General features: G+C 56.3%; 23 protein-coding genes and 1 pseudogene. 13 read left to right on the top strand and 11 right to left on the bottom strand.

All coding sequences use genetic code 11. The features are described from left to right. The first annotated feature begins 55 nt into the window (after positions 1 to 55). A complete protein-coding gene (gene fliK / locus ACTG3X_RS07840; protein WP_439110695.1) occupies positions 56 to 1,789 on the top strand; it encodes a flagellar hook-length control protein FliK in 1,734 nt (577 codons plus the stop codon). Between the two features lie 11 nt (positions 1,790 to 1,800). Then, positions 1,801 to 2,454 carry a flagellar hook capping FlgD N-terminal domain-containing protein gene (locus ACTG3X_RS07835; protein ID WP_439110694.1) on the top strand — a complete coding sequence of 218 codons (654 nt, stop codon included), beginning with the start codon at positions 1,801 to 1,803 and terminating at the stop codon, positions 2,452 to 2,454. On the opposite strand, the gene ACTG3X_RS07830 is transcribed toward ACTG3X_RS07835, so the two are convergent. The 4 genes from ACTG3X_RS07830 to ubiE form a co-directional block, all read right to left on the bottom strand. Next, entirely contained in the window at positions 2,451 to 3,146 is a 696-nt protein-coding gene (locus tag ACTG3X_RS07830) for a YjbF family lipoprotein (protein ID WP_439110693.1), read from the bottom strand. The two genes, ACTG3X_RS07835 and ACTG3X_RS07830, sit on opposite strands and share 4 nt — an antisense overlap. Further along, entirely contained in the window at positions 3,125 to 5,230 is a 2,106-nt protein-coding gene (locus ACTG3X_RS07825; RefSeq protein ID WP_439110692.1) for a YjbH domain-containing protein, read from the bottom strand. The genes ACTG3X_RS07830 and ACTG3X_RS07825 overlap by 22 nt, the downstream gene beginning before the upstream one ends. 102 nt (positions 5,231 to 5,332) lie before the next feature. Then, a complete protein-coding gene (gene ubiB, locus ACTG3X_RS07820; RefSeq protein ID WP_439110691.1) occupies positions 5,333 to 6,862 on the bottom strand; it encodes a 2-polyprenylphenol 6-hydroxylase in 1,530 nt (509 codons plus the stop codon). After that, positions 6,859 to 7,602 (bottom strand): bifunctional demethylmenaquinone methyltransferase/2-methoxy-6-polyprenyl-1,4-benzoquinol methylase UbiE, encoded by a 744-nt coding sequence (gene ubiE, locus ACTG3X_RS07815; protein ID WP_439110690.1) that lies wholly within the window; start codon positions 7,600 to 7,602, stop codon positions 6,859 to 6,861. Before ubiE ends, ubiB begins: the two co-directional genes overlap by 4 nt. A gap of 94 nt (positions 7,603 to 7,696) precedes the next feature. Between ubiE and mutM the strand changes: the two genes are divergently transcribed. The 6 genes from mutM to recF all read left to right on the top strand — a co-directional run bounded on the left by mutM (position 7,697) and on the right by recF (position 13,986). Beyond that, positions 7,697 to 8,548, top strand: coding sequence for a bifunctional DNA-formamidopyrimidine glycosylase/DNA-(apurinic or apyrimidinic site) lyase (gene mutM / locus ACTG3X_RS07810; RefSeq protein WP_439110689.1), 852 nt, complete (start codon positions 7,697 to 7,699; stop codon positions 8,546 to 8,548). Positions 8,549 to 8,614: 66 nt separating this feature from the next. Next, positions 8,615 to 9,391, top strand: a complete 777-nt coding sequence (locus ACTG3X_RS07805) for an enoyl-CoA hydratase (protein WP_439110688.1) — start codon at positions 8,615 to 8,617, stop codon at positions 9,389 to 9,391. A 169-nt stretch (positions 9,392 to 9,560) separates the two neighbouring features. After that, positions 9,561 to 9,824, top strand: a complete 264-nt coding sequence (gene rpsT, locus ACTG3X_RS07800) for a 30S ribosomal protein S20 (RefSeq protein ID WP_439110687.1) — start codon at positions 9,561 to 9,563, stop codon at positions 9,822 to 9,824. Between the two features lie 420 nt (positions 9,825 to 10,244). Next, positions 10,245 to 11,621, top strand: a complete 1,377-nt coding sequence (gene dnaA / locus ACTG3X_RS07795) for a chromosomal replication initiator protein DnaA (RefSeq protein WP_439110686.1) — start codon at positions 10,245 to 10,247, stop codon at positions 11,619 to 11,621. A 121-nt stretch (positions 11,622 to 11,742) separates the two neighbouring features. Continuing rightward, positions 11,743 to 12,861: a DNA polymerase III subunit beta gene (gene dnaN, locus ACTG3X_RS07790; protein ID WP_439110685.1), complete on the top strand. Its 1,119-nt coding sequence runs from the start codon at positions 11,743 to 11,745 to the stop codon at positions 12,859 to 12,861. Between the two features lie 21 nt (positions 12,862 to 12,882). Further along, positions 12,883 to 13,986, top strand: coding sequence for a DNA replication/repair protein RecF (recF, locus tag ACTG3X_RS07785; RefSeq protein ID WP_439110684.1), 1,104 nt, complete (start codon positions 12,883 to 12,885; stop codon positions 13,984 to 13,986). On the opposite strand, the gene ACTG3X_RS07780 is transcribed toward recF, so the two are convergent. Next, on the bottom strand, positions 13,966 to 14,289 hold the full coding sequence (locus tag ACTG3X_RS07780; RefSeq protein WP_439110683.1) for a hypothetical protein: 324 nt from the start codon (positions 14,287 to 14,289) through the stop codon (positions 13,966 to 13,968). The two genes, recF and ACTG3X_RS07780, sit on opposite strands and share 21 nt — an antisense overlap. Before the next feature lie 141 nt (positions 14,290 to 14,430). Here ACTG3X_RS07780 and gyrB point away from each other — a divergent pair, with 141 nt between their 5' ends. Then, on the top strand, positions 14,431 to 16,848 hold the full coding sequence (gene gyrB / locus ACTG3X_RS07775) for a DNA topoisomerase (ATP-hydrolyzing) subunit B (RefSeq protein ID WP_439110682.1): 2,418 nt from the start codon (positions 14,431 to 14,433) through the stop codon (positions 16,846 to 16,848). A 62-nt stretch (positions 16,849 to 16,910) separates the two neighbouring features. On the opposite strand, the gene ACTG3X_RS07770 is transcribed toward gyrB, so the two are convergent. Together ACTG3X_RS07770 and tgt are read right to left on the bottom strand one after the other, a co-directional pair. Beyond that, positions 16,911 to 17,249, bottom strand: a complete 339-nt coding sequence (locus tag ACTG3X_RS07770) for a DUF2794 domain-containing protein (protein ID WP_439110681.1) — start codon at positions 17,247 to 17,249, stop codon at positions 16,911 to 16,913. Positions 17,250 to 17,540: 291 nt separating this feature from the next. Next, positions 17,541 to 18,671 carry a tRNA guanosine(34) transglycosylase Tgt gene (gene tgt, locus ACTG3X_RS07765; protein WP_439110680.1) on the bottom strand — a complete coding sequence of 377 codons (1,131 nt, stop codon included), beginning with the start codon at positions 18,669 to 18,671 and terminating at the stop codon, positions 17,541 to 17,543. A gap of 165 nt (positions 18,672 to 18,836) precedes the next feature. On the opposite strand from tgt, the gene rimK reads away from it, so the two are divergent. After that, positions 18,837 to 20,246, top strand: a complete 1,410-nt coding sequence (gene rimK, locus ACTG3X_RS07760; protein WP_439110679.1) for a 30S ribosomal protein S6--L-glutamate ligase — start codon at positions 18,837 to 18,839, stop codon at positions 20,244 to 20,246. A gap of 2 nt (positions 20,247 to 20,248) precedes the next feature. On the opposite strand, the pseudogene ACTG3X_RS07755 reads toward rimK, so the two are convergent. Next, a pseudogene (locus ACTG3X_RS07755) lies at positions 20,249 to 20,470 on the bottom strand (Ada metal-binding domain-containing protein); the annotation flags it as partial. Positions 20,471 to 20,568: 98 nt separating this feature from the next. On the opposite strand from ACTG3X_RS07755, the gene ACTG3X_RS07750 reads away from it, so the two are divergent. Then, the gene (locus ACTG3X_RS07750) at positions 20,569 to 21,009 is read left to right on the top strand and encodes a c-type cytochrome (RefSeq protein WP_439110678.1); all 441 of its coding nucleotides are present in this window, start codon (positions 20,569 to 20,571) and stop codon (positions 21,007 to 21,009) included. On the opposite strand, the gene ACTG3X_RS07745 is transcribed toward ACTG3X_RS07750, so the two are convergent. Continuing rightward, positions 21,010 to 21,306: an I78 family peptidase inhibitor gene (locus tag ACTG3X_RS07745; protein ID WP_439110677.1), complete on the bottom strand. Its 297-nt coding sequence runs from the start codon at positions 21,304 to 21,306 to the stop codon at positions 21,010 to 21,012. Between the two features lie 144 nt (positions 21,307 to 21,450). Here ACTG3X_RS07745 and ACTG3X_RS07740 point away from each other — a divergent pair, with 144 nt between their 5' ends. Next, positions 21,451 to 22,584, top strand: a complete 1,134-nt coding sequence (locus tag ACTG3X_RS07740; protein WP_439110676.1) for an S-(hydroxymethyl)glutathione dehydrogenase/class III alcohol dehydrogenase — start codon at positions 21,451 to 21,453, stop codon at positions 22,582 to 22,584. Positions 22,585 to 22,627: 43 nt separating this feature from the next. Here the strand turns inward: ACTG3X_RS07740 and ACTG3X_RS07735 are convergent, their stop codons facing one another. After that, the gene (locus ACTG3X_RS07735; RefSeq protein WP_439110675.1) at positions 22,628 to 23,983 is read right to left on the bottom strand and encodes a sulfatase-like hydrolase/transferase; all 1,356 of its coding nucleotides are present in this window, start codon (positions 23,981 to 23,983) and stop codon (positions 22,628 to 22,630) included. A gap of 161 nt (positions 23,984 to 24,144) precedes the next feature. Beyond that, positions 24,145 to 25,596, bottom strand: a complete 1,452-nt coding sequence (locus ACTG3X_RS07730; protein WP_439110674.1) for a Hint domain-containing protein — start codon at positions 25,594 to 25,596, stop codon at positions 24,145 to 24,147. A 276-nt stretch (positions 25,597 to 25,872) separates the two neighbouring features. On the opposite strand from ACTG3X_RS07730, the gene ACTG3X_RS07725 reads away from it, so the two are divergent. Further along, on the top strand, positions 25,873 to 26,057 hold a 185-nt coding region (locus tag ACTG3X_RS07725), incomplete at its 3' end, for a hypothetical protein (protein WP_439110673.1).

The following is a 26,057-nucleotide window of genomic DNA, read 5'->3' as shown; positions in this document are numbered from 1 at the left end:
TGTGGTAACCGACTTCTGTGATGCTCTCCGTGTTGGAAGAACTCCCGAGGTTGGTATGATATTTCAGTTTCTGCACGCGACGCCTTCACAGTCAGTGCAAGGTGATAATTTGTTACTGGATGCGAAAGCGGATCTTACAAAAGCTGTTCAGCAGTCTGCGATTTTTGGAGATGTCTTTACGCTGATGGTGCGTGAGGAGGACGCGAAGCCAGCAGCACTGATTGATGAGGGCAGCCTGCCAGACGGCTCTGAAGATGAACTGCAGCCCACCTTGCAAAACTCAGAGTCAAAAGGTGTTGATGCGGGGATACCTGCTGTGCCCAAGATCGATGTTCCGGTTGTTGAGCTTGGGAAATTACCAAGTTTGGAGCCATTGGACGCAAGTAATCCTTTGGCACCGCAGCAGCCTGAAGTCGAGAAGAGGTCTATTGCGGCGACACTTCCCAGTGATCCTTTGCTTGAGAAATCACCCCACGTGGCGGTCGATACAGCTCGTCGCGTGCTGGAGCCGATGCCTGCTAGCATTGAGGCCTCGTCGTACGATTTGACGATGTCTGATGACTTGGTGTTTTCGGCTCAAGAGCAGGCTGGGCTCTTTCCCTCCATGCGACTGGAGGCCAGCGCTGAAGAGCGCCCGCAGGCTGCAGACCTGTCAAAAGGGGTGCTTCAGGTGGCAACCCAAACGAGTAGTGAGCAAGTATTTCATGCGACGGTTGGCGTTTTTAAAGGCTCTGCCGTGCGCCCTCAGGACCCGGCGTTGCAGTCAATTCAAAACGCCATACGCGATGTTGTTCCGGCAGGAACAATCTCACCAAGTTCGCCTGATCCTGTTGTTTTGCCACAGGCAATAGCAGCCGAAAACACAGCGCTGCTCAAGGCTATCCCACAGCCGGCTTCAGAGACGTTTGCAGGCGTACTGGGTCAAACGCAATTCATTCAGAACCAACTCATACCAGAGCGGGCGCAGCAGCATGAGATAAAGGGCTATAGAGGCGAGGGCCCTCGCTTAGTAGAATTTCAGCCAATGCAGGCCGATGTTTCAGCACCTCAGGGCCATAAGCTTGAAAGGGCCGTCATAGACCCTGCTGTGGATCAAGGGCGGATTAGAGATAACCTGAAACCAGAATTAGCTTTTCAGTTGTTGCCCCAGGATGCGCGCACGTCTGTGGGTGAGGGCGGCGTGACCAAGGAACTGGCACCGAGCCTGACGGCTCCATTTGTGAGCAGCCCACCACAACTTGTAAGTGCCACAACGGTGGCGGCCAATCTCCAACCAGAGCTTTCGCAAGAGGGGGGCAGCGAGAGGTCTTTCGGCGAAGTCTTCGCCCCTGTCCAAAGTACTAGGCCTGACCTGCAGGCTGCGCGCCTGGATTTGCCACAGGCACCTGCTGTGAATGCAGAAAAGGCTGTGCTTATAGTCAGAGAGGCTCTCGAGGGAATGGCAGCAAAGCAGCAGCGAGAGATTGAGCTACAGTTGCACCCAAAAGATCTTGGGCGCCTGCGCTTTGTGATGAGCCCGGCAGACGGCCAGATGTTTGTCCAAGTATTTGCAGATCGCCCTGAAACGCTAGACGCAATGCGCAGGCATGTTGAAATCCTGACGCGTGAATTTGCGGCTGAGGGTTTCGGCTCTTCGACGTTTTCTTTTGAGCAAGGGTCAACGGGTTCTCAGCCAGATGACAACTTTGCGGAGCCTGGTGAGGCACCACCTGATGGCCCGATGCCTCAAGTTGATGTGAGGCGCTACGAGTGGGGAAACCCTGACGCACGTCTCGATATTAGAATTTGAAAGGACTACAGATGACACAAATCTCTTCTGCTTTGCCTGCGACATCTCAAGTGGCAGCGACCACGCAAGCGAAAACGGCTCTTAACTCAGACTTTCAGACGTTTATCGAAATGCTGACGACTCAAGCACAGAACCAAGACCCATTGAACCCAATGGATTCGGCTGAGTATGCATCACAGCTTGCGAGTTTTTCTTCTGTGGAACAGCAAGTTTTGACGAACGATCTTCTTGCTGGCTTGGCCGAGCAAATGGGCTCATCTAACTTGGCGCAGCTCTCAAGCTGGGTTGGTATGGATGCTCGCAGCGAAGCGCCTGTTTACTTTGACGGCTCGCCCGTCACGCTTTACCCAATGCCATCGCGTATCGCTGATGAAGCCTATCTAGTGGTCTATGATGATGCGGGAGCAGAAGTTCAGCGCAGCCAGATCGCGCTTGACGGAGCGCCTATGGATTGGGCGGGCGTCTCTCAGTCGGGTGCACCCTTTTCCCAAGGAAGTTATCGATTTGAAATTGAAAACTATTCTGATGGTAACACTCTGGGTGTTTCGCCTGTAGAAACATATCAGCGCGTCGAAGAAGCTCAGATGATAGAGGGACAAATTGTCTTACTGCTGGCTGGTGGCCAAGCTGTTCGTCCGTCTGATATTATCGGTCTGCGGAGTTAACGTAATTTTTGTACTGTGAGAAAGCCGTTTACGGGGCCAAGCCATTGCCGTGATTGCACAACCTGGCCTGATGGTGCGACCTGATATGTGTTTTCAAAAGATGCGCTGCCGCCTTTGCAGCGCTCTGCTACCGTTGTCACAGTTGTCGAGATTTCACCAATTGCGATTCTTTGTTGGCCAGTCGTGGCTATTGTACAGGTAAAGCGGGTTTCAACTTCTTTGTTTTGGCCGTCCAGATAGATATGCTTGCGTGATGCTTGTCCTGCCTTGCGAGTGCGAACAAGTCTAAGGCTATCGGAGACATCGGCTGACATAAGGTCTGCTCCAAGGCCTCGGCTGGCAGTAATAAGACCTTGGCGTTCAGTAATGGTCCGGCGGTCTGGCGAGCCCCAAGTGCTGAAGCTACCGTTCGTGGCGATCTCGGTCAAAAAAGTGAAGCTGTTTCTGCTCTCAACGACAGCAATAGCAAGTCGACGATCTGTATTACTCAGAGCTTCTTTGATTGTTTTTTGAAGCCCGTCGGCGGTGGGCATTTCAGGTGCGGGGCTCTTTTTCTTTAAAACAACCTGTTGAATGGCTTTGGACACGCCACCTTGATCTGGCTGATTGCCGCAAGCGGAAACACCAATCGCAACAATGACGCAAAGCACCTTAAGTTTTATGTGTGAGTTCATCTCCAGAACCGCCCCCATGTTTTTGCCATCTCCGCGCCGTGGGTGCTGCGCACTTTGTCATAGAGCCGCCCGTTCACAGTCAGCCGAGCACCACCGTCTCGATTGAGAGACTGGATTGTCGTTTCTGAAGTGCGTTGTGTTGAATTTCCTAAAGCCCAACTCATTGGGAGTGTGATGCGGATGCCTTTGTCGAAGGAACCCTCGCCAAAGCTCTCAGAGGAGAGATCTGTTTTTGTAATATAGGCTCCGACGCGCCATCCGTTACCAAACTCGCGATCGAGTGCGGCTGTCACGCCCCAGTCACCTGCAAGGTAGCGGCCAGCATCGACTTGAGTGTGAAATCCGTTCCCAAGATCATAATAGGCGGAGAGATGACCTGTCGCGATTTTGTAGTCTTGCAGACCAAAGCCTTGGCTGAAGTTTCGTTGCGCGACGTAGTTGAGCTCGCCACCAAGGGCGAGGCGGCTGTTGGTGGGTTTCCAAAGAACTTCGCCAGAAACACCTGCATACATTTGCTCAAGGTAGCCAAGAGTCATGCGCCCGTAGAGGTCATCACTCAGGCGGCCGTATTTTGCGATGGTAAGATGGTCTATCTTTGGGCCGTTACCTTCGGCGTATCTGCGGGCATCCGATCTGACTGGATAAGCTGGATTGACGGCAACGAAGCCTGTCCGATTGTCTGAAATGCCATCAAGGTTGCCAGCTAGTTTGTATGTAAAAGCACCTGATGCGATCCAGCCGGGGGCAATGTGGTACTGGCCTTCAAGGTTTGCCAATAGGTCAGCTCTTACGGGGCTGTCGGGGTCGAAGACGCTCAGTTTAACCATGGGCCCAAGCTTCCACTCTAGGCGTGGGTAGCTGCTCTTTAGCACTTCAAAGTCACGCGCTCGGCTATTTGCTGTGAAACGCGTGCGCGCAAGAACGGCCGACGAGGGAGCATTTTCCAACGCCTCAAGATCGGAGCGAGAAAGTGTGGCTGAACCTGCGGGAACCCCTCGATTTGAGTGTGTCACTTTGAGCGTTTCGACTGAGCTTGGCAGAATACGGCTCATAATCCGCATCGTGCGGCCTATAGCCTGGCTTTCAATGTCAAACCGCTCGTTTCGAATGAGCACTTCAGCTGAATTGGCGCTGATGTTTACGCCTTCGAGTACAATACCCTCACGGGCCAGCGCTGTTTTAAGCGCGCTAGAAATTTGTGATTTTTTTGCGTCTTCTTCAGCCCAGCCAAGGTCACGTATGCTGCGGTTATCTCGCAAAGCTACAGGTTGCGGCGCAGTGTCGTTGCCGCCCAGCACGGGCGAGTTTTTCGGATTGAGCGCGACAGCAACATTGATGCCGAATTCACTACCATACATGTAGGACGCACCTAGCTGTACGGTGTTGTTGAGCTTGTAGTTTATGCCTAGATTGAGAGGCGATTTTACATCAAACAGATCACCGTCTTCACGCAAATAAGCGTCGGATGAGTACTCGAGTGCAAAGCTAAGCCGGTCATTGTGCTGATAACTCACGCCCGCAAAAGCGGCCATCGGACCACGAAACCACCTGTCATAGTTGGGGATACCGCCGCCGCCGAGAAGCTCTGTTGGCCGCGTACCGACAGTTGCAAAGCTGTCGTGGCTACCAAGTCGCCCCCAGCCCACGCCGCCGGTAAGGCGCAGTTTTGGGCCAAGCGATTTTGTCGCAACAACATACTCGCCGCCATAGAGCCCAGTGCCAAGCAGGTCGCGCAGTCCCACAGCCAGTGCAGGCCGATATTCGCCCTCATCCATGATCTGGTAGTGAAGATCAAAACTACGGTCGTAGTAGGATGAGAGCGTGTAGCCAGGAACATCAAACCCCTTGAGGGCCGAGTAGCGGAAGACGCCAGACAGCCGCGGGGTGAGTTGGAAGGCTAGGTTTGTTTTGGTTGTACCTGCAAAGTGCGAGATGCTCGTTGTCAGCTGGCCATCGGCCGCAACTTCAGCGGTCGGCATATCCAACAAGCCGCCAGACAGACCATACATGTTTACCCAGCGGGTTGTCTGCGTTTCGGCGGTTAGGGTTGCAGGCGTTAGCGCAACGGCTACGAGACCAGACAGAAAATATGATATGCGCATACCGAGCGTGTACCTTGTAAACATTTTCAATAGGCTAATCGAAACAGCTTTCCTTTGATAGGCTAAAGCCTCGCGATTTGGATCTGTTGCTGCATATTCGTCTCAGCCTGCCAAGACGAAAAACCCGAGCGCAGTTATACCAGCGCCCACAAGGGCTGCTGCTACATAGCTCAGTGGTTTGGTGCTGGAGTCTGGTTGTTGCCGCTCTGCGGCTTGTGCAGATAAGGCATTTTCGACCAGTCGCGGTAGCCTTGGTCCAAAACGTGCAACCACCTGCAGCGTCTTGATCAAGTCACCAGCAAGAGCGCGTGGCCCCAGAGACTGCTTGATGTAGGCCTCAACAATTGGGTGTGCAACGTTCCAGATATTGAGCTGTGGGCTGAGGCTGCGGGCAACGCCTTCGACGACAACCATCGTTCGCTGCAGAAGGATCAGCTCTGTGCGCGTTTCCATGCCAAATCGTTCGGTCACTTCAAAGAGATAGCTGAGCAATTTTCCCATCGAGATGCGCGAAGCGTCCATTCCGAAAATCGGCTCTCCAACGGCTCTGAGTGCGCGTGCAAAAGCGTCAACATCCTGATCGGCGGGGACATAGCCCGCCTCAAAGTGGACTTCTGCAACGCGTTGGTAATCGCGCTTGATGAAGCCATACAAAATCTCCGCATAGACGCGGCGAGTATACTCGTCGATATGCCCCATGATGCCAAAATCAAACGCGATAATATCGCCGTTGTGAGCAACCTTGAGGTTGCCTTGATGCATGTCGGCATGGAAAAAACCATCGCGCAGGGCGTGGCTTAAAAAGAGTTGCAGCACCCGCGTTCCGAGTTCATTTCGGTCAAGGCCAAGCGCATCAATCGCATCGTTATCGCCGAGTGGAACCCCATCTGCCCAGCTCATCGTCATGACGCGGCGGCTTGAGTGTTCCCACAGTATTTTGGGAAGCGTAAAGCCTGCATCGCTGGCCGTGTTGGCTGCAAATTCGCTGGCAGAGGCACTTTCCAACCTGAGATCAAGCTCTCCTTTGACGACACCTTCAAAGTGCTCAATCACGTCCCGCGGCTTTAATCGGCGCGACCCCGGGCTGAATATCTCGATAAACCCGGCTACAAAATAGAACACGTCAATGTCACGCTGAAAGGCGCGCTCGATGCCAGGGCGTAGCACCTTAATGGCGACGTTTTCGCCTGTCTCGCGGAGCGTAGCTTTGTGGACTTGTGCAATAGAAGCCGCTGCGACAGGCTCGCTAAAGTCATCAAATAGGGCTGTTACGGGCTGGCCAAGTTCTGCTTGGATCATGGATTTTGCAGCATCGCTGGGGAAGGGTGGCAGCTTGTCTTGTAAAACGCGGAGTTGCTGCGCGAGGTCGCCGCCAACAAGGTCCGGTCTCGTGCTTAGAACTTGTCCGAACTTGATGTAGGCGGGCCCAAGGGCTGATAAGGCTCTCGCAGGCGCTGGCAGCTCAGTGTCGCCGCGCTTGCCGAGCCATTGGAATGGCCACACAAGTGTGCGCGCCAGAATGCGCAGCGGGCGCGGAGCGTCGAAGGCGTCCAACACAACAGGCATGGCGCCTGTGCGTTCAAGAGTCGCGCCCATCCGGATCATCCGGAAGATATTGTGCGGGCCCTTCAAATTTTCCAGCCCGAATGAAGCGCAGCGATGCCCAAGCTCAGGTTTCGGTAACGCGTATTTTCAAAGCCTGCGCCTTTGATCATCTCGAGAAACGTCTCCTGATCTGGGAAGCGGCGGATAGATTCGACGAGATATTGGTAGCTGTCTTTGTCCCCGGCGATGGCTTGGCCGAGCTGTGGGATGATATTGAACGAATAAAGGTCATAAACCTTTTGCATCATTTCGTTTGGAATTTGGCTGAATTCCAGAACCATCAGCCGACCCCCGGGCTTGAGGACACGGTAAGCCTCGGTCAGCGCTTCTTGAGGGCGGGTTACATTTCGAATTCCAAAAGAGATTGTGTAGACATCAAAGCTGTTGTCCGGGAATGGCAGTGCCATGGCGTCGCCAACGACCCAGCTCAATTGCTCGGCCATTTGCGCGGCTTCAGCGCGTTTGCGCCCTTCGATCAGCATTGGCTCGGTAAGGTCGCAGACAACGGCTTCGGCTGCGCCAGCACGGGCTAGAAAGCGGAAGGAAACGTCACCTGTTCCACCCGCAACATCCAAAAGACGCTGGCCGCTGCGGGGCGCGAGCCAGTCCATCATCGCATCTTTCCAGATGCGGTGGATACCAAGGCTCATTGCGTCGTTCATCACGTCATATTTGGATGCGACGGACCCAAATATGCCCTGCACGCGCCCAGCTTTCTCTGACTCAGGGACGGTTTGAAATCCGAAATGTGTTGTTTTATCTACCATGGGCCTTGCCGTTTGCTGCGCTCCCTTCTCATATAGTGCTGCTGTGGTGCGCACAATGCGTTGAAATGGCACGAAACAGCAAAGCGAGCGAACTATGCCAGAACTTCCCGAGGTTGAAACCGTGATGCGTGGGCTCGCGCCCTCCATGGAGGGTGTCTGCATTGACAGGGTTGATGTGAACCGCCCTGACCTGCGCTGGCCTTTTCCCGAGCGGATGGCGGAACGGCTTAATGGGCAAAAAGTGCTAAGGCTGCGGCGGCGCTCAAAATATATCCTCGCTGACCTCGCCAGCGGGGAATCACTTTTGGTTCACCTCGGAATGTCGGGCCGGATGACTGTTTCTGGTGATCCTATGGGGCAGTTTGTTCATGAGCATCCACAGTTGGAAAAGCACGACCATGTCGTCATCTGGATGAAAGGTGGCGCGCGCATTGCGTTTAATGATCCGCGGCGCTTCGGTGCGATGGACTTGCTGCCCACAGCGGGGGCCGAGAGCCACCCGCTTTTGGCCAAGCTGGGCCCTGAACCTTTAGGCAACGCGTTTTCGGAAAGTTATCTTGTCACTGCGCTGGCAGGGCGGCGGACACCCATGAAATCGGCGCTTCTCGATCAGAGGATTATTGCAGGGCTTGGGAACATTTATGTCTGCGAAGTGCTTCATAAAACTGGGATTTCACCTACCAAGCAAGCGGGAAAAGTGAGCCGTGCCAAGCTGGCGCAGGTGGTTCCCGCGGTGCGGGATGTTTTGCAAACTGCGATTGCGGCGGGAGGGTCATCTCTGCGCGATTTCAAGCAGGCCAGCGGGGAGCTTGGTTATTTTCAGCATCAGTTTTCTGTTTACGATCGCGAGGGCGCACCGTGCCAGTCGCCTGACTGTAACGCGACGATTGCGCGTATTGTGCAAGCGGGGCGTTCGACCTTCTATTGCCCGAGCTGTCAAAGATAGCTTGAACCAACCGTCAGGAGTGATATTCAACTGGCTCTGAGTGAAACAAGCGAAAGCGACATTCTCATGGCTTTTGAGACGATCATCGTCGATGTGGAAGACCACATTGCCCTTATCCGCCTAAACCGCCCCGATGCGCTCAATGCGCTGAACGCACAGCTGCTGACAGAGCTGGTTGAAGCGCTGAAAGAGGCCCAATCCAACGAGAAGGTGCGCTGCATTGTCATCACCGGCAGCGAAAAGGCTTTCGCGGCGGGTGCTGACATCAAAATGATGAGTGAAAAGAGCTTTGTGGATGTTTTCACCGAAGATCTGTTTACGCCAGAGAGCCACGAGATCGGGCGTATTCGCAAACCGATCCTTGCTGCTGTGTCAGGCTATGCGCTGGGCGGCGGCTGCGAGTTGGCCATGATGTGTGACTTCATCATTTGCTCTGACACAGCCAAATTTGGACAGCCCGAGATCAATCTTGGTGTCATGGCAGGTCTGGGCGGCACGCAGCGTTTGACGCGTGCGGTTGGCAAGGCGAAGTCGATGGATATGAACCTCACGGGTCGCTTTATGGACGCCGAAGAAGCTGAGCGAGCAGGTCTTGTGAGCCGCGTGGTGCCAGCGAAAAAGTTGATGGAAGAGGCGATGAGCGCGGCGGCGAAGATCGCGGAGAAGTCCATGATCACAGCCATGGCAATTAAAGAAGCCACGAACAGATCGTTTGAGACGACGCTGAACGAAGGCTTGCTCTTTGAACGCCGCGTGTTTCACTCACTCTTTGCAACGGAAGACCAGAAAGAGGGCATGGCGGCCTTTAGTGAGAAACGGCAGCCGCAGTTTCGCGACCGATAAACCGAGTGTGAGGCCGTTATATAGGGGTTTGCATTTTCGGCAAACTCGCCTATACGGCCTCTCAATACATGCGTGTGCAGCCCGCTTTGGCTAGAATCACCACTTTGGTGTCGGCTTATGGGCGCAGCGCGTTTAAACGAAACAACATAACCGAACCGAGGTCACTCACATGGCAAATACGCCCCAAGCAAAAAAACGCGCACGTCAGAACGAAGCACGCTTCGCTGTTAACAAAGCGCGTCGTTCACGCATCCGCACATATCTCCGCAAAGTTGAAGAAGCGATTGCTTCTGGTGACAAAGAGGCGGCAACGGCTGCTCTGCGCGCAGCTCAGCCCGAGCTTATGCGTGGTGTCACAAAAGGCGTTTTCCACAAGAACACAGCTGCGCGTAAAATGTCGCGCCTGACATCACGTGTCAAAGCTATCGCCTAAACTATAGGCGCAATTCAGACTGAGAAACGGCGCTCCGAAAGGGGCGCCGTTTTTCTTTTGTCGTGTGTTTTCAACAGCTCCATTATCTCTCTGAGATTCTTTTCTGAGGAATCGTGAGTCAAGCGTGAAGATAAGTTGCGGCAGCTGTGTGCATGTTGCTAATTTCAGCCTCAGCGATTCATCTCGCCTTGGGGGGACATGCAGTTAAGTGGGTCTTGGTTTTTACGCTAAGCCTTAATTTTCTGCCGTATGTCCATTGGTTGCAGTTTTAGATCAAAAGATAGCTGGCGTTTGCTGGTCACCTTTGATTTGTCTCAACTTGAGATTGAGTGGTTATTGTGTGGGCCTGCAAGGGCGTTTTATTTTTTGTGAATATCAGATGTGGCTGTTTTTGAGCCCAACAGACGAAGCGGGAAAAACATGACGGACGAACAATGGGGCGCGTTGCAAGGCAACCTTCTTAAGGCAGTTGGTAAGAACAATTACGCAAGCTGGATTGAGCCCCTGGCGTATGATGGTCTCTCCAAGGGCGTCGCGACGTTTAATGTTCCAACAACTTTTCTCGGCAACTACGTACAGCAGAACTTTGGTGATCAAATTCTCTATCAAATGATGGGAATGGGTCTCGATGTGTCGCGTGTCAGGTTCATGGTCCCTGCAGGCAAGGCGCCTGCGCTGCAAGCTTCAGGGGCGGGCACGCGTGACGGCTCTGAGGTCGAAGCTGCGCCACAGCCCGCGGAGAAGCGGCATAGCATTGTTGCCGCTGCCCCGCTTGACCCTAAGTTCACATTCTCAAATTTTGTTGTTGGTAAGCCCAACGAGCTGGCTCATGCCGCAGCTAAGCGTGTCGCCGAAGGTGGCCCTGTTACGTTCAACCCGCTGTTTCTTTACGGTGGTGTTGGCCTCGGTAAAACACACCTTATGCACGCCATAGCCTGGGAGCTTCAAACCACGCGCCCTGATCTGAACGTTGTGTATCTCTCGGCAGAACAGTTCATGTATCGCTTTGTGCAGGCACTGCGCGACCGCAAGATGATGGATTTCAAGGAGCTGTTCCGCTCTGTTGACGTTTTGATGGTTGATGATGTCCAGTTTATCGCTGGTAAAGACAGTACGCAGGAAGAGTTTTTCCACACGTTCAACGCGCTGGTTGATCAGCATAAGCAAATTATTATTTCGGCAGACCGCGCGCCAGGCGAGATCAAAGGCCTTGAGGAGCGGATCAAGAGCCGCTTGCAGTGTGGTCTTGTTGTCGATCTGCATCCGACTGACTACGAGCTTCGCCTTGGAATTTTGCAGTCAAAGGTTGAGGTGCAGCAAGCCCAATACCCCGAGCTCGAGCTTGACGCTGGCGTTCTGGAATTTCTGGCTCACCGCATCAGCACAAACGTTCGTGTGCTTGAGGGCGCATTGACGCGTCTCTTTGCTTTTGCGTCACTTGTTGGGCGTCCGATTACGCTTGAGCTGGCGCAAGACTGTCTGGCTGATGTGTTGCGCGATTCCGAGCGCAAGATCTCGGTTGAAGAGATCCAGCGGAAGGTGTCGGAGCACTATAATATCCGTTTGAGTGATATGATTGGTCCCAAGCGTGTGCGCACATATGCGCGGCCTCGCCAGATAGCTATGTATCTTTGCAAGCAGCTCACGAGCCGCTCGCTGCCAGAGATTGGCCGTTGCTTTGGTGGGCGTGACCACACCACCATCATGTATGGCGTGCGCAAGATTGATGATTTGCGGATGCAAGATGGGCAGTTGGCAGAAGATATTGAAATCTTGCGCCGTATGCTTGAGGCCTGAGCCTTCAAAGAAGCGTCTGCGCTTGACGCCTCCGGCTTTCCAGTGGACAACACAAGAAAGAACTTGAGTTGCCAGACGGATGGGCTAATTTGCCCCTCCCGCCAGCACAGAGGAGCTAGGGATGAAGTTTAGTATAGAGCGCGCCGCATTGTTGAAGGCCGTGTCACAGGCGCAATCTGTTGTGGAGCGCCGCAATACGATCCCGATCTTGGCGAACGTGCTGATTGAAGCGCAAGACAGTGATGTGCGGTTTCGCGCGACTGATCTCGATATTGAGGTCGTAGACCGCACGGATGCTCATGTAGAGCGGGCTGGCGCGACAACGGTCTCGGCTGTCATGCTCCATGAGATTGTACGCAAGCTGCCTGACGGTGCACTCGTCACGCTCACTGATGATGGTGCTTCGGGCCGTCTGACTGTTGAAGCCGGGCGCTCGAATTTCTCTTTGGCGACATTGCCAAAAGAAGACTTTCCTGTGATGGCGACGTCTGAATACAGCTCGAACTTTTCGGCGCCTGCGCCTGTGTTGCGCCGCCTTTTTGACAAATCAAAATTTGCGATCTCGACCGAAGAAACGCGCTACTACCTCAACGGTGTCTACATGCATGTGTCAGATGCCGATGGTGGCAAGGTTTTGCGCTGCGTGGCCACGGACGGCCACCGCCTTGCACGTATCGATGCAGAGCTGCCATCTGGCGCGTCCGATATGCCCGGTGTGATTGTGCCGCGCAAAACCGTAGGCGAGCTGCGCAAGCTTTTGGAAGATGACGACGCGAAGATCGCGGTCTCTGTGAGCGAAACCAAAATCCGCTTTGCAACGCCAGATATCACGCTCACCTCCAAGGTGATCGACGGGACATTCCCTGACTATACCCGCGTTATTCCTCAGGGAAATACCCGCAAGCTTGAGGTGGATGCCGCAGAGTTTGCCAAGGCTGTTGACCGTGTGGCGACTGTTTCATCAGAGCGCTCGCGCGCTGTGAAGCTGACGCTGGAAGAAGACAAGCTCATCCTTTCTGTCAATGCGCCTGACAGTGGCGCGGCGGAAGAAGAGCTGGCCGTGGCCTATGGCGACGAGCGCTTGGAAATCGGCTTTAATGCCAAGTATCTGCTCGAAATCGCCAGTCAGGTTGACCGTGAAAACGCTGTGTTCATGTTCAACTCTTCAGGTGATCCAACGCTGATGCGTGAAGGCAATGATACGTCGGCTGTCTATGTCGTAATGCCCATGCGCGTTTGAGCTCTGGCGGGGTAAGCACGCATGGCTTCGCTTGCCCTCACCAAGCTTGCGCTTTCACATTTCCGTTCTCATAAGGCCGCGCGGCTCGAAGTTGATGCGCGGCCTTTGGCTATTTTTGGCTCCAACGGAGCTGGCAAAACCAACATTTTGGAAGCGGTCTCGCTGTTTTCGCCGGGGCGCGGCATGCGCCGGGCTGCGGCCAAGGATATGGCGAAGCGGCCTGAAGATCTGGGCTGGAAACTGTCGGGGCTGGTTGAGAGTGATGGTCGTCGCTACGAGGTGGAAACCAGCTCTATAGACGGAGGGTCGCGGGCTGTTCGGATTGATGGCAAGCCAGCTGCCCAGACGTCTCTGGGGCGGGTTGCGCGGATGGTTTGGTTGATCCCGTCAATGGATCGGCTCTGGATCGAGGGGGCTGATGGGCGGCGGCGCTTTCTTGACCGGATGAGCATGAGCTTTTTCCCTGATCATTCTGACGTGTCACTTGAGTATGAGAAGGCGATGCGCGAGCGTAACAGGCTGCTCAAGGCCGAGGTGCGCGATACGCATTGGTATGCGGCCCTTGAGGGGCAGATGGCGCGCAGTGGTGCGGCGATCCACAACAACCGCGTTGCGGCACTTGCGCGGCTCAAGGCAGCTCAAGACGGCGCGGAGACGGCCTTTCCTTCGGCTGAGCTTGAGCTTGTACAAAGTGAAGGGGGTATGCCGGAAACAGAAGCTGATCTGGCAGAGGCACTGGCTGAAAGCCGCTTTCGGGACATGGCTGCAGGGCGGGCTTTGGTGGGGCCGCACAGGTCTGATTTATATGGTGTTTTCGCAGCCAAGGGCGTGCCTGCAAAGGACTGTTCCACAGGCGAGCAGAAGGCGCTCCTGATCTCGCTCATTCTGGCAAATGCGCGCGGGCTTAAAGCAGAACTGGGTGTGTCGCCCATTGTGCTGTTGGACGAGGTTGCAGCGCATTTGGATGCCGACCGCAGGGCGGCGCTCTATGACGAGATTTGCGCCTTGGGGGCGCAGGCCTGGATGACAGGAACAGGGCCAGAGCTCTTTGCGGAGCTTGGTGACCGAGCGCAGCATATCGAGGTGCGCGAAGAGGGTGGCGCCTCAGAGGTCGTGCTGCTTTAGGCGCTTTCTCTGACGGATTTTATAGGCCCATTGCAGCGCAAGGCCGAGGATGCCGAGCGCAAAGACGGGCTCAAACAGATAAGCGACATAAATGTACTTTTCCTGACCCATCGTGAAGGCAAAGACCGCCACAATGGCGAGACTGAAGAGCACGAATTCCAGCGGTGACCAAAGCTGGTCATCCTTGGGCTTGGCTGGCCTGAAGGCCTGCGTCTTGGACTTGCGAGGCTTTGCGGGGTTCTGATTTATCATGATGCCAAAGTCACACGAGACTGTGCCCAACTGCGGAAAATCGCGTGTCAAAATAAAGACATTTCCGGCGCTTTTTCAACGAATGCCTGTCTTTCGCAGACTGGGCTCAGTGGCCACAAAATATAGCGGTTGGGCGTGACATCCCCCCCTATAAACCGTATAAATTGACAAAATCGCAAAGGAAGCGTGAGAATGTCAGAGAACGAGCAGAAACCCGAAGAGTATGGCGCAGATTCCATTAAGGTTCTCAAGGGGTTAGAAGCTGTCCGCAAGCGACCTGGGATGTACATCGGTGATACCGATGACGGCTCTGGTTTGCACCATATGGTCTATGAAGTTGTCGACAACGGCATCGATGAAGCGCTGGCGGGTCACGCAGACTATGTGAATGTCAAAATTCACGCGGATTCCTCTATTTCTGTTCGCGACAACGGTCGCGGGATTCCTGTTGGTATCCACGAAGAAGAGGGTGTCTCGGCGGCAGAAGTCATCATGACCCAGCTGCATGCGGGCGGTAAGTTTGACAGCAATTCTTACAAAGTTTCAGGCGGCCTCCATGGTGTGGGTGTCTCGGTTGTAAACGCTTTGTCTGTCTGGCTTGAGCTGCGCGTCTGGCGTGATGGCAAGGAGCATTATGCAAAGTTCAGCCATGGCGACACGGTGGAGCACCTGCGCGTTACGGGCGATGCCAATGGCGAGACAGGCACCGAGGTGCGCTTTCTGGCCTCGACAGAAACGTTCTCGAACCTTGATTATGAATTCTCGATCCTGGAAAAGCGCTTGCGCGAGCTGGCCTTTCTCAACAGCGGTGTGCGCATCATTCTGGAAGATGAGCGCCCTGCCGAACCCGTTAAATCCGAGCTGTTTTACGAGGGCGGCGTTAAGGAATTCGTTAAATATCTGGACCGTTCCAAGACGACAGTCATGGAAGAGCCGATCTATATCGTCGGTGAAAAGGACGATATCGGCGTTGAAGTGGCGATGTGGTGGAATGATAGCTACCACGAGACGGTTCTTCCTTTCACAAACAACATTCCCCAGCGCGACGGGGGCACGCATATGGCGGGCTTCAGGGGCGCGCTGACGCGGACGATCAACAACTATGCCCAATCATCGGGTATCGCTAAGAAAGAAAAGATTAACTTCACGGGCGATGATGCGCGCGAGGGCCTCACATGTGTGCTCTCCGTCAAGGTGCCAGACCCCAAGTTCTCCAGCCAGACCAAAGACAAGCTGGTGAGCTCGGAAGTGCGCCCTGTGGTCGAGAGCCTGATGGGGGACAAGCTGGCGGAGTGGTTTGAAGAAAACCCGACGCAAGCCAAGATCATCGTTGGCAAGATCGTTGAAGCGGCACACGCCCGCGAGGCGGCGCGCAAGGCGCGCGAGCTGACACGTCGCAAGACGGCGATGGATGTGAACTTTCTGGCTGGAAAGCTCAAGGATTGCTCGGAGAAAGACCCGAGCAAAACAGAACTTTTCATCGTGGAGGGTGACTCAGCCGGGGGCTCGGCCCAGACGGGCCGTGACCGTGGCACGCAAGCTATTTTGCCGCTCAAGGGTAAGATCCTCAACGTGGAGCGTGCGCGGTTTGACCGTATGCTCGGCAGCCAGGAAATCGGCAACCTCGTGATGGCACTGGGAACAGGTATCGGGCGTGATGAATTCAACATCGAAAAGCTGCGCTACCACAAGATCGTTCTGATGACCGATGCGGACGTTGACGGCGCGCACATTCGCACGCTTCTGCTCACGTTCTTCTACCGCCAGATGCCCGAGTTGATCGAGGGTGGCTATCTCTACATCGCGCAGCCGCCGCTCTACAAAGTCGGGCGTGGCAAATCTGAAGTCTACCTCAAAGACCAGACGGCACTGGACGACTACCTTGTGCAGCAAGGCTCTGACGGGGCGGTTCTCAAGCTGGGCAATGGCAGCGAAATGGCTGGCCAGGACCTGATCCGCGTGATCGACGAAGCGCGCCAGCTGCGCCGTGTTTTGGATGCGTTTCCAACGCATTACCCGCGCCACATCCTTGAGCAAGCAGCGATTGCGGGGGCGTTTGTGCCGGGTGCGATCGAGGCTGATTTGCAGGGTGTTGCCGACTTGGTTGCGAAGCGTTTGGACCTTATTGCGCTGGAATACGAGAAGGGCTGGCAAGGCCGTATCACGCAGGATCATGGCATCCGTTTGGCGCGTATTTTGCGCGGCGTGGAAGAGGTGCGCACACTTGACGGGCCGATGCTGCGCTCGGGTGAAGCGCGCCGCACCGGCACTTTGACCGAGAGCCTGAAAGAGGTCTACGGGACGCCAGCACGGCTTGAGCGCAAAGACCGCACGCAGATGATTTATGGGCCGCTCGACTTGCTGAAGGCGATCCTTGAAGAGGGGGAGCGCGGGCTTTCCTTGCAGCGCTACAAAGGCCTTGGAGAGATGAACCCGAGCCAGCTTTGGGAGACCACTCTCGACCCTGACGCGCGCACGCTTTTGCAGGTGAAAGTCGAGGATATCGCAGAGGCGGATGACCTCTTCACCAAGCTTATGGGCGATGTTGTTGAGCCGCGCCGCGAGTTTATCCAGCAGAATGCTTTGAGCGTGGAAAACCTAGACTTCTAAGGCGTTTAGCCAGATTGAAAGAGGCCCGTTTGCTCTGTGCAGGCGGGCCTTTTTTGTGGGCTTCAGTCGCTGACAGCGCGGATGAGCTTGCGCTCCAGAACGCGCAGCACTGTCTTGAGATCATGGCCGCGTTTGAGGATCTGGCCGTCCATCCCGATGACGGAATATTGCCCCTGTTTGAGGCGCAATTTCGGATGTTTTTCAATGCGGTAGAGGGGGTGCTCGGCGGTGCGGCGAAAGACGGAAAACACGGCTGAGTCTTTGAGGCAGGAGATGCCATAATCGCGCCACTCGCCTGCGGCGACCATGCGGCCGTAAAGCCCCAGAATGAGCGCCAGCTCGGTGCGGTGAAAGGCCACTTGGCCACTGCTTGGAAAGGGTGTGTGCGGTGCCATGTTCATACGCTCAGCGTGGCCGCGATTGGCCGCCGAATCAAGCCCCCGAAAATATGGTTAATGCGGCTTTGAACGGGGGGGTGATATGTGTGCACCCCCCGTGCACCATGCGTGCACCGCCAAAACAGGATTTTGGACTGTGAACGGAGCGCGCGGTGCTCGGGCTTTGTAACCGAATGGTTAAGGGGCTTGGCGAAGGGTTAATCTGACCTCTTAACGATGCGCGCGGCGCTTTCATTGGCCGCTGCCTCTCGTGTGCTTTTTGCACAAGCCAAACGAGCAGATCAGCCCGCGGGCCTAGAGCGGGTCGATGTCGCCTTGGGCGCGTGTGGCGTGAAAGCTGCGCTCGAACTCTGCGAAGCGGTTCTCGGATATGGCTGCGCGCATGCCTGCCATGAGGTCTTGGTAGTAGTGCAGATTATGCCATGTGAGCAGCATGGAGGATATGATCTCTTGCGAGCGGAAAACATGGTGCAGATAGGCGCGGCTGTAGTTTTTGCACGCAGGGCACCCACAGTTTTCATCAAGCGGGCGGGGGTCATCCTGGTGGCGGGCGTTTTTGATGTTGAGCACGCCAAGACGGGTGAAGACCTGACCCGTGCGCCCGGAGCGTGAGGGCAGTACGCAATCCATCATATCGATGCCGCGCGCAACGGCGCCGACGATGTCATCGGGTTTGCCCACACCCATGAGGTAGCGGGGCTTATCAACGGGAAGCTGGTCGGGGGCGTAGTCAAGGCAGCCGAACATGGCCTCTTGCCCTTCGCCTACGGCGAGGCCGCCCACGGCGTAGCCTTCAAAGCCGATCTCTTGAAGCGCTTCGGCGGATTGGCCGCGCAAGTCTTCTTCCAAGCCGCCCTGCTGGATGCCGAAGAGCGCATAGCCCGGACGCTCGCCAAAGGCTGTGCGCGAGCGCTTGGCCCAGCGCATGGAAAGCTCCATGGATTTGGCGATGTCATCACGCGTGGCCGGCAGCGCGGGGCACTCATCAAAGCACATGACAATGTCAGAGCCCAAGAGCTTCTGGATCTCCATGCTGCGCTCGGGTGTGAGCATGTGCTTGGAGCCGTCGATGTGGCTTTTGAACGCCACGCCTTCTTCGGTGAGCTTGCGCAGATCGGCCAGTGACATGACTTGGAAGCCGCCTGAGTCTGTGAGGATCGGGCGCTCCCAGTTCATGAACTTGTGCAAGCCGCCCAGAGCGGCGATGCGCTCGGCTGTGGGGCGCAGCATGAGATGGTAGGTGTTGCCAAAGAGAATATCGGCCCCTGTGGCGCGCACGCTTTCGGGCATCATGGCCTTGACGGTGGCGGCGGTGCCAACCGGCATGAACGCAGGTGTGCGGATCTCGCCACGGGGGGTGGAGATCGTGCCGGTGCGGGCTTTGCCAGAGGTGGCGGCGAGGGAGAAGGAGAAGGGCTGTGTCATGGTTTTGTCTCTTGGCGCAAATAGAGCTGAATGCCAAGGGCCAAGCCGATGAACGTAAGGGCTAGCCCTAGGATAAAAACTGTGCGAATGGGGCGCAAGTTGGTGAATGAGACCTTATCGGTTAGGCTCGGCCACAGCTATTTTTCAAACATTGGATCGCAGCGCATGAGTCTTGAGAAGAGTAATTCCGTTTTGTCATTTGGGTGGGAGGAGTGGTTGGCCCTGCCAGACCTTGGTTTGCCTGCCATTCAGGCCAAAGTGGACACCGGCGCGAAGACATCGGCGCTTCATGCCTATGATATCGAGGTGTTTGGCGCAGCCAGCAAGCCCAAGGTGCGCTTTATGGTGCACCCTGTTCCGGGGCGTGACGATATTGTCTTTGCCTGCTCTGCCGAGATCAAGGACCGCCGCGAAGTGACCTCTTCCAACGGGGAGAGCGAGAATCGTTATGTTATCGAGACACCGCTCTTGGTGAACGGACACCGCTGGCCTGTCGAGATTACGTTGACGAACCGCGCGACCATGAACAGCCGGATGCTTTTGGGGCGGCAGGCGCTGAAAGATCATATCACCATCGTGGCGACAGAGCGGTTTTTGCAGCCCGAGCTGAGCTATGATGTCTATCATTCCAAGCGCTTGCGCGAGGCAGCACCCGAGCGGGCGCTGCGGATTGCTGTTTTGAGCCGTGAGGACAATTATTCGACCCGCCGCCTTGTGGAAGAGGGCGAGAAGCGGGGCCATGTTGTGGAGGTGATCGACACGACGCGCTGCTATATGGCGCTGAATGCGCTGGCGCCCGAGGTGCATTATGATGGCAAGCGCCTTGCGCGCTATGACGCGGTGATCCCGCGGATCGGGGCGTCGATCACGGCCTATGGCACGGCGGTTGTGCGCCAGTTCGAGACCATCGGCACATTCTGTGTGAACTCTTCGCAAGGCATTACGGCGAGCCGCGACAAGCTCCATGCGCACCAGTTGATGGCGCGCCACAAGATCGGGATGCCGAACACGGCTTTTGCGGCCAGCCCCAAGGACACCAACTCGATTGTCGGGCTGGTTGGCACGGCGCCTCTGATTGTGAAGCTTCTGGAGAGCACACAGGGCAAAGGCGTGGTGCTGGCAGAAACGAAGAAGGCAGCAGAATCGGTGATTGATGCGTTTCGCGGGCTTAAGGCGAACTTTCTGGTGCAGAACTTTGTGAAGGAAGCCGCGGGCGAGGATATCCGCTGTTTTGTGATTGGTGGAAAGGTTGTTGCCTCGATGCGGCGCACGGGGGCGGATGGTGACTTCCGCTCGAACCTGCACCGTGGCGGCAAGGCCGAGGCGGTAAAGCTCACAAAGGCTGAACGCGATGTGGCGTTGAAAGCCACCAAGGCATTCGGGCTGCACATGGCGGGCGTGGATTTGCTGCGCGCCAGTGACGGTCCGAAGGTGCTTGAGGTCAACTCATCACCCGGGCTTGAAGGGATCGAAGGCGCGAGCGGCAAGAATATTGCCGGCACGCTTTACGAGATGATCGAGGCGCGTGTGCGCCCGACGCCTGTGCGCAAGAAGACGGCGCGCGCCAAGCTCTAGGCCAGCGGGTGGCAGCGTTTGCAGGCGCGAAAGCCTGCTGCGATGCAGTCGGCTGTGGAGGTGCGGAAGGTGCAGTTCTCTTGCTTGGGTTTGCGCGCGGGGCAGGTGAGGCGGCAGAAGATGCCTGTGGACGATACGCAGACATAGACCTGCCCGTCATAGCTTGCATCGCGGTCAAGCAAGGCTTGGTAGAGTGTGGCGTGGTCAGGCTGATCAGGTGACATGAGGCTATTATAGCGCGGTTTTTGGCCTGTCACGCAAGCTTGTGTTGATCGGCTGTGCTTTCCGTGGCGTAATCAGATCAGCCAATAGGAGAGTAGCTATGAAGAAATTTTTTGTGACACTGGCACTGGGTGCGACGCTTGCGGGCACGGGGTTTGCCATGACCGAAGGTGTGGAAAACGAGGCTGTGAAAGCGCGGATGATGCTGATGGATGGCGTGAAAAACGCGACAGGCACGCTGGGTGGTATGGCCAAGGGCGAGGTGGCATTTGATGCGGCCAAGGCCGGTGAAGCGCGCCAGGCGCTGATTGATCACGCGGCTGAAGTGCCTGCGGCCTTTGAGGCCCAAGAGATGGACCCGAAGTCAACAGCGCTGCCCGCGATCTGGGAGAACTGGGCCGACTTCGAGATGAAGGCGAAGGCTATGGGCACAGCCGCAGAAGAGCTTGACGCAAGCGAGCTTGAGTGGCTGCAAGCGGGCATGGGCACGCTGGGCGGCACATGCGCTGCTTGCCACAAGGCTTACCGCGTCAAGAAGTGATCAGCCGCATCTGAAGCCAGTGATCCGCTCTGAGGCGTCAATGTTGACATTGAGGCGCTCGGGGCGGTGATCCATCGTGATGGCGCTGCGTGGCCCGACGATACGGACGGGGCGGTCTACAGTGTCAAACTGGACTTCGCCGACGCGCATACCTGTCATGAAACCAAGGTCATTTGCGCCGCACGGGTCGCTTGAGACATCGCCCACGCGCGGGCCGACAGGCTCTGTTGGTGCAAGCTGGCAGGCCGATAGCGCAACAAGGCTGGCCGCGATAATGACAAATCGTATAAAAAACATATGGAAAACCCCCTAAACCACAGCCTTACGTAACAGAGGTTACGATTTCCTCTCAGGGGAATAACTGTGTGTACCTTCCCCCTAAGTCTTGCAACTGGTCTGCGCTTGTCGCAGGCTCTGGCCAGCAAATTCGGGAGAGAAGTGATGCGGACACGTGCAGCAGTGGCGCTTGAGGCGGGCAAACCGCTCGAGATTATGGAAGTTGAGCTGGAAGGCCCCAAGGCGGGCGAAGTTCTGATTGAAATCAAGGCGACAGGGGTGTGCCACACCGACGAGTTCACCCGTTCGGGCGATGACCCTGAGGGGCTGTTCCCCAGTATTCTGGGCCATGAAGGCGCAGGTGTTGTGCTTGAGGTGGGCGAAGGTGTGACAACGCTGGTGCCGGGGGATCATGTGATCCCGCTTTACACGCCTGAGTGCCGCGAGTGTCACGCTTGCTTGTCGGGCAAGACCAACCTGTGCACCGCCATTCGCGGCACGCAGGGCCAAGGCCTGATGCCCGACGGCACCACGCGCTTCAAGATGCTCGATGGCACGCCGATCTATCACTACATGGGCTGTTCGACCTTTGCCAACCACACGGTGATGCCCGAAATCGCGCTGGCCAAAGTGCGCAAGGATGCACCGTTTGAGAGCATTTGCTACATCGGCTGTGGTGTGACCACGGGCATTGGCGCGGTGATCAACACCGCAGGGGTCGAGATCGGCTCGACGGCTGCTGTCTTCGGGCTGGGCGGGATCGGTCTCAACGTGATTCAGGGCCTGCGCATGGCGGGGGCTGACAAGATTATCGGTGTCGACCTCAATGACGACAAAGAGGCCATGGCGCGCAAATTTGGTATGACCGACTTTGTGAACCCCTCAAAGCTTTCGGGCCAGAGCGTGACCGAGGCGATTGTGGACCTCACCAAGACTGAGCAAGACCAGTTTGGCGGCGTTGACTACAGCTTTGATGCGACAGGCAATGTGCAGGTGATGCGCGATGCGCTGGAGTGTAGCCACCGTGGCTGGGGTGTTTCGGTGATCATCGGGGTTGCGCCTGCGGGGGCCGAAATCAGCACGCGTCCGTTCCAGCTTGTCACAGGGCGTGTCTGGAAAGGCACGGCCTTTGGCGGCGCGAAGGGGCGCACGGATGTGCCCAAGATCGTGGATTGGTACATGGACGGCAAAGTGGAGATCGACGAGATGATCACCCACAAAATGCCGCTCGAAGAGATCAACACAGCGTTTGACCTTATGCACTCGGGCGAGAGTATCCGCAGCGTGGTGGTTTACTAAGGCGCGATTTGCGCCACATGCTCAGGTCTGAGGGGGCGACCCCTCAGACATAGATCGTTTCTGCATTTGGGTCTGCCGCGAGTTTCTTGGAGCGGGGCTCCATGGGGCGCGGGCGGGCTTTGGTGATGTCGAGCCCGTATTCTGCCGAAGCTTCGCCAAGCGCTTGCATGGTTTTGGCAAAGTCGGGGTGATCCTCGCCCAGATCTTTGGTTTGCCACCAGTCGTTCTCAAGATCATAGAATTCGGTGCTGCCATCGACATAGCGGATGAGGCGGTATTTGCCTTTGCGCAGGCTGACGTTGTCAAAATAGAAGGTCGGCACAGCGCGGCCAAGGTCTTTGCCACCTTTGATATAGTGGCGCAAAGAGCGGCCGACGCGGCCTTTGAGCGGGGGCAGGCCAGCATAGTCGAACACGGTTGCGCCCACGTCGAGGAGCGGCACAGGGTCGTGCACCACGCGGGCCTCGGGCGTATCGGGGTCATGCACAATGAGCGGGACATTGGCGACCTGCTCCCAGAGCGATGTTTTGCGGAAGCGGCTGCGCTCGCCCAGGTGAAACCCGTGGTCGGAGACAATGATCAGCACGGTGTTATCGGCGTGGGGCGAGGCTTTGAGCGCCCGCCAGAGGCGGCCTATCTGGTAATCGGCATGGCTGAGAGCCGAGATGTAATTGCGCACGCTTTTGGCCCAGTAGCCCGGGACAGCATCAATCGGGTCGGTTTTGATGATCTTGTTGGCGTAGTCGTTTTGGGGGAAGCCGTTGCGCCAGGCTTCGGGCTGTTTGATCTTGTTGACATGGTAGTGTTCTTTGAAGCGCAGAGGCGTGATGTAGGGGCCATGCGGGCTATAGAGGCCAACCTCGCGGTAAAAGGGCGCTTCGCCGCTATAGTCTTCCAGAAACCTGATCGCCGAACTGGTCGAATGGGCGTCGTGATAGTAGTCGTCATCGGCGGGGTCGGTTGTGGCGAGGCCCTTGCGGTGACCGCCGAGGGCCACTTGTGGCTTGTCTTCCGGCAGGTTCCAGTCGATGCGAAAATGCTTGCGCTCGTCATCGTAGAACTGCTCGTGCAAGGGCTTTGGCAGCGGTTTGAAACTGTGGTGAACCTTGCCGCCAGAAGAGCAATAGTAGCCGCTTTGCCTGAGCAGATAGGGCCACATTTCGCGCGGCTCGACGCGGTCAAAGATCGACACTCTGTTTTCAAACACGCCCGACTGGTGCGGTGTGAGGCCCGACATGAAGCTTGCGCGGGAGGGGCCGCACACGGGCGCTTGGCAATAGGCCGACTTGAAGGCGGTGGACTGGGCGCAGATACGATCAAGGTTGGGGGTGTAGAGCTTTACGCCGAAGGCTCTTTTGTAGTGCCAGAAGGCGATGGCATCATCAAAGCTGACAAGCATGACATTCTTGCGCCGCGCTGGGGCGCTTGCTTTTTTCTTTGAGGATGAGGCTGGCGTGGGGCGCGGTTGCAAGGGAAATCCTACTGAATATAAATCGTTAAATGTCGTGTTGTGCCGAGCGTAACCGTCAAGGTTGCGGGCTACCAAGGGCTGAAGGTGGGCTACTCTGCCGCGATGGATAGGCTTGCGGGGCGCGCTATGTGCTGAGCGCTGAGCGCCAGCTTTCGGTTTTTGGCCATACGGTGGGTGAGCGCTTTTTGGCGGCGTGGCTCGGGAATGAGGCGTGCGGGCGTTGCGCCTTCGCGCAAGAGGTCGGGAAACAGCGTTTGCAGCTCTGTCCGCGCTTCGGCCGTCAGCATTTTGAGGGCTTCAGAGCCCAAAAGCAGGCTCTCGCTGGCGGCGCCTTCGGCGTAGACGATGGCGTGGCTGTCAAAGAGCAGGTGGATATACTCCACGGCCTCCACATCATATTCCACATAAACGCCGGGCAAGGCCGTGAGCTTTATGGCGGCGATGAGCACTTCGGGGGCATCAAACATCCGGGCCACTATGGGGGTATTTACCACCATACGGTGCTGGGGCGAGACAAGCAGGTCGCGCTCGGGCAGGCCAAGGCCCAAGGCCCCTGCGAGGATGCGCACGGGGAAGAGGCGCGGGTTGGCCACCAACTCGGCCCGCGCGATACGGCGGCTGTAGGCGCGCAAGAGGCGGCGGGGGCCTTCGGTTGTGAGGATGCTGCTGCCAGCCTTGAGGCTTTCGACTGCGCTTTTGCCTGCGGGTGTCTCTATGAGCGTGCCGCGGGTAAAGCAGGGGATGGCCCCGTTCTCAAAAGCGATGATGCCAACGGTTTCATTGGTGTGGTTTACCTCGGCGTCTCGTGAGGTCTCTTCCTCGATAAACACGCTGACTTGAGTGTTGGACTGGCTGTCGATGACCACTGTCGCCGTGTCACCGCCATTGATTGTCTGGGTTTCGGCGACGACAACCGAGTTGGTAAATGTCGCGCCGAGGCCGTGGGTGTCGACGTTCTCATCCAGCCTGTCAAAGCTCTGGGCTGTGCCTGAAGTTGCGTCACCGCCCGGCTCGATGGCGATCCAGCCGATGGTTTCATTGGCGTGGATGCCGTCTTCGGCTTCTTCTTCCTGCAGGCGGACGTCGAAGCCTGATGCGGTGATGCTGAGCGGGTCACTGTCGACTGTTGTGGTGTCGTTGTTGCTCATCACCGAGGTGAGAACAACGGGCGGATCAGTGTGGCTTCCCGCGAAGGTGACGGAGCTGTTGGTGTGGTTGGCCGAGGTTGTGCCAGCTTCGATGATGCGCCCGTCAGGGAGCGTGTGAACCCCTTCTTCCACAGCGATCCAGTTGATTGTCTCGGTCGCGCCATGGGGGCCGTCGTGATACTCCCATTCTTCGATAATGAACTGGAAGGAGGTGACATCGCCGTTGGCATCGAGCGTTTCGTTGACGATGCGCAGGGTAAACTGGTTGCCGCCATTGTTGGTGGCGGTCAGCGCGTAGACCGGGTCTGTCAGCGGATCGGCCAGATTGACCGTGATTGGCTGATTTGCCACGGGAGAATTGGTTGTGATGCTACCAGCTTCACCGATTGCCATAATATGACCTGCTCATTTTACTCAATTTTTTTCTTTTGAGTTTCGCGCAAACCGAATTTTCGCGCTAGCCGTGCTGTGAAGATGTTTTGGGAATGTTGCATCTGCGCCAGCTTGGCTCGGATCAGGATATCGCCGAAGCCGTTGGAGAGACGCCTGTGAAGGTCAAAGCAGGCTGGGCTTTGAAAAGGGTGTCGAAAAAGACGACAAGACCGCTTATAGAAGCTAAGCTAGATAAAGGAATGGTGGGTTTCACCCACCCTACGGTGAGGCGAAAGCATGATCAGAAAAGCAGTGGTATTTGTTGTCGGGCTGTGTGTGGCGTTTGCCGTGGTGTTGAGCCTTGGTGACCTGATCGGCTTTGAGGCCTGGGCGCGGTTTGATGCGCTGGGGCTGTCGGTTATGCCTGTGGGCGTTGGCTTGCTGATCTTCTCGGCTGTGGGCGGCCTTGCCTATCTTCTGGA

It is taken from the genome of Lentibacter sp., from assembly GCF_965658795.1.
In the GTDB taxonomy this organism is placed as follows: domain Bacteria; phylum Pseudomonadota; class Alphaproteobacteria; order Rhodobacterales; family Rhodobacteraceae; genus Lentibacter.
Note: the sequence above shows the minus strand (reverse complement) of the source record. Positions and strands in the feature narration are given on the sequence as shown.

Bases quoted from the DNA above. Each gene is read 5' to 3' on its own strand.
- fliK (WP_439110695.1), top strand. From the start codon at position 56: ATGATATTTCAGTTTCTGCACGCGACGCCTTCACAGTCAGTGCAAGGT.
- ACTG3X_RS07835 (WP_439110694.1), top strand. From the start codon at position 1,801: ATGACACAAATCTCTTCTGCTTTGCCTGCGACATCTCAAGTGGCAGCG.
- ACTG3X_RS07830 (WP_439110693.1), bottom strand. From the start codon at position 3,146: ATGGGGGCGGTTCTGGAGATGAACTCACACATAAAACTTAAGGTGCTT.
- ACTG3X_RS07825 (WP_439110692.1), bottom strand. From the start codon at position 5,230: ATGCGCATATCATATTTTCTGTCTGGTCTCGTAGCCGTTGCGCTAACG.
- ubiE (WP_439110690.1), bottom strand. From the start codon at position 7,602: ATGGTAGATAAAACAACACATTTCGGATTTCAAACCGTCCCTGAGTCA.
- mutM (WP_439110689.1), top strand. From the start codon at position 7,697: ATGCCAGAACTTCCCGAGGTTGAAACCGTGATGCGTGGGCTCGCGCCC.
- ACTG3X_RS07805 (WP_439110688.1), top strand. From the start codon at position 8,615: ATGGCTTTTGAGACGATCATCGTCGATGTGGAAGACCACATTGCCCTT.
- rpsT (WP_439110687.1), top strand. From the start codon at position 9,561: ATGGCAAATACGCCCCAAGCAAAAAAACGCGCACGTCAGAACGAAGCA.
- dnaA (WP_439110686.1), top strand. From the start codon at position 10,245: ATGACGGACGAACAATGGGGCGCGTTGCAAGGCAACCTTCTTAAGGCA.
- dnaN (WP_439110685.1), top strand. From the start codon at position 11,743: ATGAAGTTTAGTATAGAGCGCGCCGCATTGTTGAAGGCCGTGTCACAG.
- recF (WP_439110684.1), top strand. From the start codon at position 12,883: ATGGCTTCGCTTGCCCTCACCAAGCTTGCGCTTTCACATTTCCGTTCT.
- gyrB (WP_439110682.1), top strand. From the start codon at position 14,431: ATGTCAGAGAACGAGCAGAAACCCGAAGAGTATGGCGCAGATTCCATT.
- ACTG3X_RS07770 (WP_439110681.1), bottom strand. From the start codon at position 17,249: ATGAACATGGCACCGCACACACCCTTTCCAAGCAGTGGCCAAGTGGCC.
- tgt (WP_439110680.1), bottom strand. From the start codon at position 18,671: ATGACACAGCCCTTCTCCTTCTCCCTCGCCGCCACCTCTGGCAAAGCC.
- rimK (WP_439110679.1), top strand. From the start codon at position 18,837: ATGAGTCTTGAGAAGAGTAATTCCGTTTTGTCATTTGGGTGGGAGGAG.
- ACTG3X_RS07750 (WP_439110678.1), top strand. From the start codon at position 20,569: ATGAAGAAATTTTTTGTGACACTGGCACTGGGTGCGACGCTTGCGGGC.
- ACTG3X_RS07745 (WP_439110677.1), bottom strand. From the start codon at position 21,306: ATGTTTTTTATACGATTTGTCATTATCGCGGCCAGCCTTGTTGCGCTA.
- ACTG3X_RS07740 (WP_439110676.1), top strand. From the start codon at position 21,451: ATGCGGACACGTGCAGCAGTGGCGCTTGAGGCGGGCAAACCGCTCGAG.
- ACTG3X_RS07735 (WP_439110675.1), bottom strand. From the start codon at position 23,983: ATGCTTGTCAGCTTTGATGATGCCATCGCCTTCTGGCACTACAAAAGA.
- ACTG3X_RS07730 (WP_439110674.1), bottom strand. From the start codon at position 25,596: ATGGCAATCGGTGAAGCTGGTAGCATCACAACCAATTCTCCCGTGGCA.